We start from the raw sequence: 11669 nt of genomic DNA, 5'->3' as shown, positions 1-11669 counted from the left end.
CCCCATGCCGAGATGGCGGAATTGGTAGACGCACCAGTTTCAGGTACTGGCGGGTAACACCGTGGAGGTTCGAGTCCTCTTCTCGGCACCAATAAAAAAGTAGCCCGGCCCTGCCGGGCTATTTTTTTGCCTGCTGCTTTTGCAGCGGGCCCGTTGAGCCGCAACTCCGCCGCATCCGTTTGCGACGAATCCACCGCCCGCCCTGCTTCAAAGAGGGCCGGAGAGGGGTTGGAGTGCCGGCACAGCCCGCCGAGATTCAAACTCTGCTGGGTCCACTGCTCCCCCGCCTGCGGCCGGGGAGAGGGACTGTTCTTTACGCTTATGGTCAAAATAATCCTTGTTGTTCTGGTTCGACGGTTCAGTCGAAGGGGTTCCTGAGCACCATGGTGTGCTCACGGTCGGGGCCGGTGGAGATGATGGCGACTTCGGCGCCGGTGACCTCCTCCATGCGTTTGAGGTACGCCTGTGCGTTCTTCGGCAGCTTGTCGAATGAACGCACGCCGAAGGTGGATTCGCTCCAGCCCGGCAGGCTTTCGTACACCGGCTCGACGCAGGCCAGGCCTTCGGCGCCGATCGGCGGGGTGTCCACTTCCACGCCATCGACCTTGTAGCCGGTGCAGATGCGCACCGCGTCCATGCCGTCCAGCACGTCGAGCTTGGTCACGCACAGGCCGGTGACGCTGTTGTTGAAGATCGAGCGGCGCGCGGCGACGGCGTCGAACCAGCCGCAGCGGCGCGGGCGCCGGGTGACGGTGCCGTATTCGTCGCCCTTGTCGCGGATCGACTGGCCGAGGTCGTTGTCCAGCTCGGTCGGGAACGGGCCGCTGCCGACGCGGGTGGCGTAGGCCTTGACGATGCCCAGCACGTAGTTGAATTCGCGCGGGCCGACACCGGTGCCGGTGGCGGCGCCGCCGGCGGTGGTGTTGCTGGAGGTGACGTAGGGATAGGTGCCGTGGTCGACGTCGAGCATGGCGCCCTGGGCGCCTTCGAACAGGATGTTGTGGCCGGCGACGATGTGGCGGCGCAGCAGCTCGGTGACGTCGGCGACCATCGGCTTCACTTCATCGGCGAAGGCCAGGCAGGTGTCCAGGGTTTTCTGGAAATCGACCGGAGCCTCCTTGAAGTAATGCTGCAGCACGAAGTTGTGGTAGTCCAGCACTTCGCCCAGCTTGGAGGCCAGCCGCTCGCGGTGGAACAGGTCACCGATGCGGATGGCGCGACGGGCGATCTTGTCCTCGTAGGCCGGGCCGATGCCGCGGCCGGTGGTGCCGAGCTTGGCGTCGCCGCGGGCCCGTTCACGGGCCTGGTCGAGGCGGATGTGGTGTTCGAGGATCAGCGGGCAGGCTTCGGATACCTTGAGGCGGTCACGCACCGGGATGCCGCGCGATTCCAGGCCCCGGATTTCTTCCAGCAGGCGCGGCACGTAGACCACCACGCCGTTGCCGATGAGGCAGTCGACGCCGGCCCGCATGATGCCGGAGGGGATCAGGTTCAGCGCGGTCTTGACGCCGTCGATGACCAGGGTGTGGCCGGCATTGTGTCCGCCCTGGAAACGAGCGACTGCCTGGCAACGGTCGGTGAGCAGGTCGACGACCTTGCCCTTGCCCTCGTCACCCCATTGCGCGCCGATGATTACGACTGACTTACCCATTGTTTTTCCTGTTCACTAGTTTGGCGAGGCTGTTCGAGCTCACTGCCCCAACCGCAATAATTCGTTCAAATCCGCCGAGAATCCGGTGGCGGGCCGCGACTGGCCGAACTCGCTGCCGACGCCGTCATAGCGCCCGCCGCGCGCCACCTCGCGTCCGTGTCCGGGCACGAAGGCGGCGAACACCAGGCCGGTCTGGTAGCGGTAGCCACGCAGCTCGGCCAGGTCGATGTGCAGCGGCACGTCCGGCGCCACCCGCTTCAGCTCGGCCGCCGCCTGTTCCACCGCCGCCAGGGCTTCCGCCACCGTGGCATCGCCCAGATCCAGTGTGTGGCGCGCACGTTGTAGAACGGTGACATCGCCGTTCAGCTCCATCAGGGCCGCCAGCCCGGCCAGCGAGGAAGGGGCCAGGCGCCGGGCGGCGGCGAAGTCACGCAGGTCCGGCTGCGATTTGCGCTGCAGGATGTCGAACACCGCGGTTTCGGCCGCGGCGTCGAGACCCAGCTTGGCCGCCAGGGCGCGGTAGATGCCGACGTGGCCCAGATCCAGGTGCCCGGTCTTGATGCCCGCCAGGCGCAGGGTTTCCAGCATCAGGTGCAGGGTTTCCAGGTCGGCGGAGATGCTGGCCTCGCCGAAGATCTCGCAACCCACCTGGCGCGGCGCGCGAGAGCCGCCGAGGCTGTCGGGGCGGGTGCGCAACACCGTGCCGAGGTAGCACAGGCGCACCACCGCCTGGTCGGCGAAATGGCGGGTGGCGATGCGCGCGGCCTGGGGCGTCATGTCGGCACGCAGGCCGAGCAAGCGCCCGCCGGCGGGGTCGGTGAGCTTGAAGGTCTGCCTTTCCAGGTCGGAACCGGCGCCGGTCAGCAGGGTGTCGAGGTGCTCCAGCAGCGGCGGCAGGATCAGTTCATAGCCTTGCTCGCGGTAGCGGTCGAGCAGGGCGCGGCGCAGTGCTTCGATGCGCCAGGACACCGGCGGCAGCGATTCCTCCACGCCTTCGGGAAGCATCCATGGGGTGCTCATCTCAGGCCAGCCAGTGGATCAGCTGCAGCGCCAGCAGGCCGCTGAGCATACTGAGGAAGCCGACGGTGCGCAGGCCGCGGTCGTCGACCGTGGCCATGCGCGTGAACATGGCGCGGGCGCGAACCGGCGACAGGAACGGCAGGATGCCCTCGATCACCATCACCAGCGACAGGGCGCGCACCACGTCGAGCCATTGGATCATCATGTTGCGTCAGCCGGCATCACTTGCCGCTCCCCGCGTCCTTGAAATATTTGAAGAACTCGCCCTTGGGCTCGAGCACCAGCACATTGCGCTTGCCCGTGAAGGACTCGCGGTAGGCGTTGAGCGAACCGTAGAAAGCGAAGAATTCCGGATCCTGGCCATAGGACTTGGCGTAGATCTCGGCGGCCTTGCCGTCGCCCTCGCCGCGCAGCGCTTCTGCCTTGCGGTAGGCCTCGGCCAGGGTGGTCTGCGCCTCGCTGTCGGCAGCGGCGCGGATCGACTCGGCCTCCTCGTTGCCGCGCGCGCGCAGGTCGTCGGCCTGGCGCTTGCGGTCGGCGCGGATGCCGTCGAAGTAGGCGTCGGCCAGTTCCTTCGGCAGGCTCAGGTTTTCGATGCGCACGTCGGCGACCTCGATGCCCAGGTCGCGGGCCTTGTCCTGGGCTTCGCGGAGCAGCACTTCATCCATCTGGTCGTGGTTGCCGGAGATGATCTGTTCGAGGCTGCGGCTGCCCAGCACGTCGCGCAGGCTGGTCTTGACCACCTTCATCAGGCGGTCGCCGACCACCAGGTCCTTGCCGGCTGTGGCCCGATAGTAGGTGGCAACGTCGGCGATGCGCCACTTCACGTAGTACTCCACGTTCAGTGTCTTCTGGTCGCCGGTGGGGATGCTTTCGGTCTCGGTGCCGGTGAGCAGGCGCCGGTCGAACTTCTCCACGGTCTGCGCGAACGGCACCTTGAAGTGCAGGCCCGGGGCCGGCACCGCGCTCTTGAACTTTTCGAACTCGAGCACCACCGCGACGGCGCGCTGGTCGACCACGAAGATGCTGTTAGCCAGCAGCACCAGCAGCAGGGCGACGCCCAGCATCAGGCTCTGTTTCCGGTTCATCAGCGACCCTCCCGGTTGCGCGAGCGGGCACCGCTGTCGTCGTTGCCGGAGGCCGGCGGCGCCGCGGCGCTCGGGGGAGCGACGGCCGGCGCCGGAGTTTCCGGCGCGGCGTTGAGCATCTGCTGCAGCGGCACGGTGATGCCGGGGTTGCCCTTGTCCACATCCATCAGCACGGTCCCGGACTTCGAATAGATCTCGGTCATGGTGTCGAGATACAGGCGCTTGCGCGTCACCTGGGGCGACTTGCGGTATTCCTGCAGGACGGCGTTGAAGCGCGCCACGTCACCCTCGGCGCGGGCGATGACCTGATCGCGATAGGCCTGCGCCTCGGTGACGCTGCGCGCGGCCTCGCCCCGGGCTACCGGCACGCGGCTGCTGGCGTAGGCCTGGGCGTCGTTGCGGGCGCGCTTCTGGTCGTCGGCGGCCTTGATGGTGTCGGCGAAGGCCGGCACCAGGGCATCCGGCGGCGACACCTTGCTCAGGGTGAGTTCGGTGATCTGCAGGCCGCAATGGTAGCCATCCAGGGTCTGCTGCAGCAGCTGCCGGGTCTTGGCCACGATCTCGGCCTGGCTGTTGCGCAGGTCGCTTTTTCCCACCACCTCGTCGATGGTGTAGCCGGCGACCACCTGCTGCAAGGCGTTCTTGGCGGCATAACGCAGGGTGTCGTCGGGACTGTCGACGTTGAAGGCATTCTCCTCCACCGAGGACACGCGGAACTGCACGGTCAGCCCGATATCGACCAGGTTCTGGTCCTTGGTGAACAGCTCGCTCTGCACCGGGGCCTGGCGCGGCACGCCGACGTTGACCATCTTGACGTGCTCGAACGGCGGCGGCAGGTGCCAGTGCAGGCCGGGATTCTCGGTGCGGGCGTAGGCGCCGAAGCGGATCACCAGGGCACGCTCCTGCTCTTCCACCTTGTAGAACCCGAACAGCAGCCAGATCAGGCCCAGGAGGGCCGCGAACAGCAGAACCGGCACACCGCCCAGCCCCTTGCCGCCGCCCCAGCGCTCCTTGAAGCGCTTGAGCAGCTGGCTGAGGTCGGGCGGCAGCTCACCGCGCTTGCCCCCCGACCCCTGGTTCCAGGGGTCGCGGTTGTTGTTACCCGGCTCATTCCAGGCCATTTCTGCTCCGCTCAAGGGGAATAGCGTCTTTCGTGGACGCAAAGCTTACGGGAAATAATCCCAGGAAAATCGTGTTTGAAAGCGGGATTTTAGGAAGCGGCGGCGACTGCGGCAACCGCGCGGGGTGGCAATTTGACCCCGGCTTCCCGGCACAGACGCTCCAGGCGCGAGTACGGCAGACGCACGGTCAGGCGCAAGCCGCCATCGTCATCGACCTTTTCCGAGCGCACCGCATGGAGGGAAAACAGCTGCGCACGCAGGCGCGCGGCGCTGGGCGGGAGCAGGATTTCTTCCTCGATCAGGTCGGGGTAGAGGCTGGCGGCGATGGCGGTGCGCAACAGGTCCAGTCCCTCGCCGGTGCGGGAGGAGACGAAGACGCGAACCGGGCGGCCTTCCTCGTCGCGCTCGATGCGCGCCAATTCCGGCTCGGTGCCTTCCTTGCGCAGATCGATCTTGTTGTAGACCAGCAGGCGCGGCACCTCGTCGGCGCCGATCTCGCGCAGCACCGCATCGACCTGTTCCATGCGGGCGACCCGCTCGGCGTCCGCGGCGTCGACCACGTGCAGCAGCAGATCGGCCTCGCGCGACTCTTCCAGGGTGGCGCGGAAGGCGGCGATGAGATCATGCGGCAGGTCGCGGATGAAGCCGACCGTATCCGCCAGCACCGCGGTCTCGCCGGTGGGCAGCGCCACCTTGCGCACGGTGGTGTCCAGCGTCGCGAACAGCAGGTTGGAGGCGAAGGTGTCGTCGCCGGTGAGGGCGTTGAACAGGGTCGACTTGCCGGCATTGGTGTAGCCGACCAGGGACACTGTGGGAATTTCGCTGCGCTCGCGGCCGTGCCGGTTCTGCGCGCGGCGGCTGCGCACTTCTTCCAGGCGCCGCTTCAGCGTGTCGATGCGGGCACGTACCAGGCGGCGATCGGTTTCGAGCTGGGATTCGCCCGGGCCGCGCAGGCCGATGCCGCCCTTCTGGCGTTCCAGATGGGTCCAGCCACGGACCAAGCGGGTGGCCAGGTGCTGCATCTGGGCCAGTTCCACCTGCAGCTTGCCCTCGTGGGAACGGGCACGGCGGGCGAAGATGTCGAGGATCAGGCCGGCGCGGTCCAGCACCCGGCATTTCAGGCGCCGTTCGAGATTGCGCTCCTGGCTGGGCGACAGGTCATGGTTGAAGATGACCAGTTCCGCTTCGGCCGCGGCGGCCGCGGCGGCCGCTTCGTCGACCTTGCCGCTGCCGACATACAGCCCGGCATCGGGACGGTCGCGGCTGCCGCCGAGCACGGCCACGACTTCCGCGCCGGCGGAACGGGCCAGTTCGAGGAATTCGGCGCGATCGGCTTCGAAGTCGGTGCCCGGGAATTCCAGGTGCACCAATACCGCTTTCTGCCTGCCGGCCGCGTTGGCGGCCGGTGCAGTGTTGGAATCCGGATTGGTGCTCAGCGGCTTGACTCTCGCAACTCAGGCATCAGCGGGCTGGGCTTCGCCGTCGTCGGTTTCAGCGATGCGCACGGCACGGGCCGGCACGATGGTGGAGATCGCGTGCTTGTAGACCATCTGGCTGACGGTGTTCTTCAGCAGGACCACGAACTGGTCAAAGGATTCGATCTGGCCTTGCAGCTTGATGCCATTCACCAGGTAGATCGAAACCGGTATGCGCTCTTTGCGCAGGGCGTTGAGAAACGGCTCCTGCAGAGTCTGTCCTTTAGACATTTTTAATCCTTTTTCGTTTTGAACAACGACAGTTGCCTGTCTATACAGAGAAAGTGTAGCACGCGTCTGGTCCATGGGGCCGTATGCCAAGTTCAGGCTGATTTGACTAGATTCAAGACCGCGCCGGCGGCGTTCGGTTCCGTGGGATCGATCCATACCCATCCGGATTCGCCGCGGAGCCAGGTCAGCTGGCGCTTGGCGTATTGCCGGGTAGCGCTCATGCCCATCTCGATCGCCTGTTCCAGGCCGTATTCGCCGTCCAGGTGACGCCACAGCTGGCGGTAGCCCACGGCGCGCATCGACGGCAGTTGCAGATGCAGGTCGCCGCGCGCCCGCAGGCGCATGACTTCACCGAGAAAACCCTGCTCCATCATGATGCGGAAACGCTCCCGGATGCGTTGGTGCAAAGCCGGGCGATCCGGCGGGCAGACCGCGACCCGTATGACAACGCCGGTCCAGCCCTCGCCACGCGGCCGCAGGAACTGCCGGCTGGCCGACTCGCCGCTCAGCGCATGGATTTCCAGCGCACGCTGGATGCGCTGGGCGTCGTTCGGGTGCAGGCGCGCCGCGCTTTCCGGATCGACTTCGGCCAGGCGCGCGTGCAATGCGCCCCAGCCGAGCTGCGCGGCTTCCGCTTCGGTGCGCTCGCGGAACCCCGCGTCTGCCGAGGGCAGTTCGCTCAAGCCATGTAACAAAGCGCGAAAATAGAGCATGGTGCCGCCCACCAGGATGGGCTGGTTGCCGCGGGCGTGGATTTCACCGATCAGGCTTCGCGCATCGGCGGCGAAGCGCGCCGCGGAATAGACCTCGGCCGGATCGATCAGGTCGAGGAGATGGTGCGGCACCCGCGCCCGTGTCGCAACATCCGGTTTTGCGGTGCCGATATCCATGCCGCGATAGATCTGCGCCGAATCGACGCTGACGATCTCCGCCCTGCCCTCCAGGCGCTCGAACAATTGCAGAGCCAGCGCCGACTTGCCGGCGGCGGTGGGGCCGGCAATGGCGATGAGGGGTGGCGGGGTCACGAGCGGTGGAATATTTCAAACAACACTAATGCGGCTCTGCCAATGGTCCGGGTGTCGACGATGATGGAAAACGGAGACGATCAATAACTCATCGCCCCTTAGGCGATAAATCAACGCGTACGGAAAGCGCCTAAGGGCGATACGTCGGCACCCCATTTCGATTGGGCGAAAGCCCTCTGGATTTCGCTGAACCTGCGCCACCGAAGCTTCAACAGCACGGGCGAAATCGAATCCCAGGCCGGGAGAGCGCTTCTCGAACCAATTCTGCGCCGCCAAAGCCTCGAGACGAGCCTCTGGACGGAATACAACCTTCATCAAGGCTTGCCTTTGAACAGCTCCGTGCGTAATTGCTCCCAGGCAACCGCGGTGGATGGATCGGCATCGTGCTCACGCAGCCGACGCTCGATTTCCGCCAGTTTCGCCTGGTCCAAAGACAGGGCTTCCGGCGCATCCTGCGCGATGCTATCCCACAGGTCCTCGGCCAGCTGAATACGCTCGGCGACAGACAGTTTTGCAAATTCGGGCGCGAGTGCGGACATGGAGAAACCTCTCAAAACTCTTTCAGCCTCTGGAGAATATTAATGCAATCACAACGCCATCGTCCGGCGCAGTAGCTCAGCGGCCTCGCAAAAACAGTCGATCCAGGTCCTCGGCGCCGACCTGCACCCAGGTCGGACGGCCGTGATTGCATTGGCCGGAGAGTTCGGTGGTTTCCATGTCGCGCAGCAGGGCGTCCATTTCCGGCAGGGTCAGGCGGCGGTTGGCCTTGATGGCGCTGCGGCAGGCCATGTCGGCGAGGATGCGGTGCTGGGCATCGAGCACTTCGCCGAAATGCGATTCGCTGTCGCCGTCCTCGCCGCACAGCGAGCGCAGCAGCGCGCCGAGATCGGTCTTGGCCAGCAGCGGCGGCAGCGCGCGCACCGTCACCGCTTCCGGTCCGGCGCGGTCGATGACCAGGCCCAGCCTCGACAACGCTTCGCGCTGCGTTTCGAGCTGGTCGGCCTCGGCCTCGCCCACCCGCACCACCTCCGGCACCAACAGGGCTTGCGCCGGGATGCCGCCGCTTTCGAGCTGGTGTTTGTAACGTTCGTACAGCACGCGCTCGTGCGCGGCGTGGGCGTCGACCAGCACCAGGCCGGTGCGGTTCTCGGCCAGGATGAAGACCCCGTGCAGCTGCGCCAGGGCGCGGCCCAGTGGCTGCTGTGCCACCGCCATGGCGCCGTTGCCATCCGCCGCAGGTGAATTCGCGCCGGCGTAGAGCGGCCAGGCGGTGGAAGCCAGTGTCGGTGCCGGCTCGCGGATTTCCGAAAAATTGCTGCCGCCGAACTGACTTGCGCTGCCGCCATATGAAGCCGGGCGAGCGTAACGCAGGGGCTCCTGCACCGGATCGGGCGCCGCCTCGGCCGGCGCATGCAGTTCCACCCGGTGGTGCTGCAGCGGATCGGGACGGATACGGCGCAGCAACTGGTGCACGCAGCCGAACAGGAAGTCATGCACCTGTGCCGACTGGCGGAAGCGCACCTCGGTCTTGGCCGGGTGCACATTGACATCGACGCCGGCGGGATCGAGTTCGAGAAACAGTACGAAGGCCGGGTAGCGGGTGGAGTGCAGCACGTCCGCATAGGCGCGGCGCAAGGCATGACCGAGCAGCTTGTCGCGCACCATGCGGCCGTTGACGTAGAGGAACTGCAGGTCCGGCTGTGCCCGCGCGAAGCTGGGCAGCGCCACCCAACCCCACAGGCGGAAGCCCAGGCGCGATTCGTCCAGCATCACCGCATTGGCCATGAATTCTTCGCTGCAGACCTCGGCGATGCGCGCTTCGCGCGCGGCATCGTCGGTCGCGGGCGAAAGATCCAGCGCCCGGCGGCCGTTGTGGCGCAGGGCCAGGCGCAGGTCGAAGCGCGCCAGGGCCAGGCGCCGTGCCAGCTGGTCGATATGGCGGAATTCGGTGGACTCGGCGCGCATGAACTTGCGCCGCGCCGGGGTGTTGAAGAACAGGTCGCGCACTTCCACCGTGGTACCCACCGCGTGCGCGGCGGCCTGCGGCTCGCTGGCATCGACCGCGCCCGCGCCGCCGATGCGCCAGCCATGCGCGTCCTGCGCGGTGCGCGAGGTCAGGGCGAAACGGGACACCGAGAGGATGCTGGGCAGCGCCTCGCCGCGGAAGCCGAGGCTGGCGACGCTCTCCAGGTCTTCCAGCGAGGCGATCTTGCTGGTGGCGTGGCGCTGCAGGGCCGTGGCCAGCTGCTCGCGCGGGATGCCGCCGCCGTCGTCGCGGATGCGGATCAGCCCGAGGCCGCCCTGCTCCACTTCGATCTCGATATGGCGGCCGCCGGCGTCGAGGCTGTTCTCGACCAGTTCCTTGACGACGGCGGAGGGGCGCTCGACCACCTCACCTGCCGCGATCTGGTTGATGAGCTGGTCAGGGAGAACCTGAATGGTCACAGCGGGGATGGTCACGGCGCGCTCGACTGAATCATGGCGCCTAGGATAAAGGAAGGCCCGGGCATTCTGTGCCCGGGCCTTAAGGCTACGAAGATAGCTCTAGTTGTCGCTTTCGCTGCGCGCGCTGTGCTCGTAGCTCACCGGCATGGCCTTGCCGCGCGCACGGCGCCGCGGTTCGGCCGGGCGATCCGGCTGCGTCACCGCCACCAGCTGTTGCTGCTGCAGCGGACGGTAGCGCGAGAAATAGCCCTTGATGCCTTCGAAAATGCCGTCGGCGAATTGCACTTGGTAATCCGGACTGCGCAGCATCTGCTCCTCACGCGGATTGCTGATGAAGGCCGTCTCCACCAGCACCGAGGGGATATCCGGCGACTTCAGCACCATGAAGCCGGCCTGCTGCACCATCGGTTTCTGCAATTCGTTGACCTTGTGCAGCGAGTCCAACAGGCGGTTGCCGAGGTCGAAGCTTGCATCCATGGTGGCCGACTGCGAGATGTCGAGCAGCACCGCCGCCAGCCGGTCGTCCTTGTCGTGCAGGTCGACGCCGCCGACAAGGTCGGCCGCGTTTTCGTGGTTGGCCAGCCAGCGCGCCTGCTCGGTGGTGGCGCCGTGGTCGGACAGCACGTAGACCGCGGTGCCGCGCATGTCGCGGTCGCGGTAGGAATTGGCGTGGATCGACACGAACAGGTCGGCCTGGGCCTGGCGGGCGCGGATGGTGCGCTGGCGCAGGTCGACGTAGTAGTCGCCGTCGCGGGTCAGTACCGCGCGCATGCCGGGCTGCGCGTTGATGCGCCTGGCCAGCTGGCGGGCGATGGCCAGGGTGACGTTCTTTTCCTGCAGGCCGCTGCGGCCCTGGGCGCCGGGGTCGACGCCGCCATGGCCGGCGTCAACGGCAATGACGATGGGCTTCACACCCAGTGGCACGGCGTCACGTGCACTCGCCGCCGCCGAAGCGCTGGGCACCGCGACTGGTGGCGTATTGGCATTGATGGGCGCATTGACCGCGGCGCTGGTGGGCGCGGCCGGCTGCGGCGCCGATACCGGGGGCGGCGGCGGTGCGGGGGCGGCCATGGCGAACTGTGCGGGCGCGCCGGCCGGGGCGGCAGCCGGCGCCGGGGCGGCAGCCGGCGCCGGGGCGGCGGCGGTCGCTGCGGAAGGCGGCAGGCCAGCGGAGGCACCGGCCGGAGCGGCCGAGGCCGTCACCATCGCCGGCATGGAAGCAGCGCCCTGCGGGTACAGGTCGAGAATCAGACGGTAGCCGAAGCCGCCGCTGGGCTGCAGGCCGAAGCTCTTGGGCGTGGCCGCCTGGCTCAGGTCCAGCACCACGCGCAGGCCGCCCTCATGCGGGCCGGAGCGCACGCTCTTGACGATGCCCTTGGGGCCCTGGTTGAGATTGAGCGCACGCCCGCGCCTGGCATCGGCGATGTCGATGACCACCCGGTCCGGGTTGCTCAGGGTGAAGACGTTGTTGTCGGCGCGGGCGTCGAGATCGAACACGACGCGGGTGCTTTCGGCGCTGTCGAGCAGGCGCACTTCACGCAGCTCGCCTGCGTGCGCGCAGGCGACGAACAGCAGCATGATTGCAGGTCCAACGTACCGACGCATGAAGCCCC

Annotated in this window: 12 protein-coding genes and 1 tRNA gene; 1 reads left to right on the top strand and 12 read right to left on the bottom strand. The window is 66.9% G+C overall.

The window, feature by feature from the left end:
• Positions 1-6: 6 nt before the first annotated feature.
• Positions 7-91, top strand: a tRNA-Leu gene (locus BP26_RS0101630).
• A gap of 267 nt (positions 92-358) precedes the next feature.
• Here BP26_RS0101630 and BP26_RS0101625 read toward each other — a convergent pair.
• The 12 genes from BP26_RS0101625 to BP26_RS0101575 all read right to left on the bottom strand — a co-directional run bounded on the left by BP26_RS0101625 (position 359) and on the right by BP26_RS0101575 (position 11634).
• Positions 359-1651 (bottom strand): adenylosuccinate synthase, encoded by a 1293-nt coding sequence (locus BP26_RS0101625; protein WP_029918836.1) that lies wholly within the window; start codon positions 1649-1651, stop codon positions 359-361.
• A 39-nt stretch (positions 1652-1690) separates the two neighbouring features.
• Positions 1691-2671: an ATP phosphoribosyltransferase regulatory subunit gene (locus BP26_RS0101620; protein ID WP_029918835.1), complete on the bottom strand. Its 981-nt coding sequence runs from the start codon at positions 2669-2671 to the stop codon at positions 1691-1693.
• 1 nt (position 2672) lies between these two features.
• On the bottom strand, positions 2673-2876 hold the full coding sequence (locus tag BP26_RS0101615; RefSeq protein ID WP_245611670.1) for a DUF2065 domain-containing protein: 204 nt from the start codon (positions 2874-2876) through the stop codon (positions 2673-2675).
• A gap of 16 nt (positions 2877-2892) precedes the next feature.
• Positions 2893-3759 carry a protease modulator HflC gene (gene hflC, locus BP26_RS0101610; protein ID WP_029918833.1) on the bottom strand — a complete coding sequence of 289 codons (867 nt, stop codon included), beginning with the start codon at positions 3757-3759 and terminating at the stop codon, positions 2893-2895.
• Positions 3759-4880, bottom strand: coding sequence for an FtsH protease activity modulator HflK (hflK, locus tag BP26_RS0101605; protein WP_029918832.1), 1122 nt, complete (start codon positions 4878-4880; stop codon positions 3759-3761). The genes hflC and hflK overlap by 1 nt, the downstream gene beginning before the upstream one ends.
• A gap of 89 nt (positions 4881-4969) precedes the next feature.
• Entirely contained in the window at positions 4970-6316 is a 1347-nt protein-coding gene (hflX, locus tag BP26_RS0101600) for a ribosome rescue GTPase HflX (RefSeq protein WP_084182689.1), read from the bottom strand.
• An 18-nt stretch (positions 6317-6334) separates the two neighbouring features.
• Positions 6335-6586, bottom strand: coding sequence for an RNA chaperone Hfq (gene hfq / locus BP26_RS0101595; protein WP_029918830.1), 252 nt, complete (start codon positions 6584-6586; stop codon positions 6335-6337).
• A gap of 92 nt (positions 6587-6678) precedes the next feature.
• Positions 6679-7611 (bottom strand): tRNA (adenosine(37)-N6)-dimethylallyltransferase MiaA, encoded by a 933-nt coding sequence (miaA, locus tag BP26_RS0101590; protein ID WP_029918829.1) that lies wholly within the window; start codon positions 7609-7611, stop codon positions 6679-6681.
• A 15-nt stretch (positions 7612-7626) separates the two neighbouring features.
• Complete coding sequence (locus tag BP26_RS28195) at positions 7627-7926, bottom strand: type II toxin-antitoxin system RelE/ParE family toxin (protein ID WP_084182688.1); 300 nt, start codon at positions 7924-7926, stop codon at positions 7627-7629.
• Entirely contained in the window at positions 7926-8150 is a 225-nt protein-coding gene (locus BP26_RS0101585) for an addiction module protein (RefSeq protein WP_029918828.1), read from the bottom strand. Before BP26_RS0101585 ends, BP26_RS28195 begins: the two co-directional genes overlap by 1 nt.
• A gap of 76 nt (positions 8151-8226) precedes the next feature.
• A complete protein-coding gene (gene mutL, locus BP26_RS0101580; protein WP_157572315.1) occupies positions 8227-10065 on the bottom strand; it encodes a DNA mismatch repair endonuclease MutL in 1839 nt (612 codons plus the stop codon).
• A gap of 90 nt (positions 10066-10155) precedes the next feature.
• Positions 10156-11634 (bottom strand): N-acetylmuramoyl-L-alanine amidase, encoded by a 1479-nt coding sequence (locus BP26_RS0101575; protein ID WP_169740622.1) that lies wholly within the window; start codon positions 11632-11634, stop codon positions 10156-10158.
• Between the last annotated feature and the right edge of the window lie 35 nt (positions 11635-11669).

This window comes from Nevskia soli DSM 19509 (assembly GCF_000711955.1).
Classification (GTDB): Bacteria; Pseudomonadota; Gammaproteobacteria; order Nevskiales; family Nevskiaceae; genus Nevskia; species Nevskia soli.
Note: the sequence above shows the minus strand (reverse complement) of the source record. Positions and strands in the feature narration are given on the sequence as shown.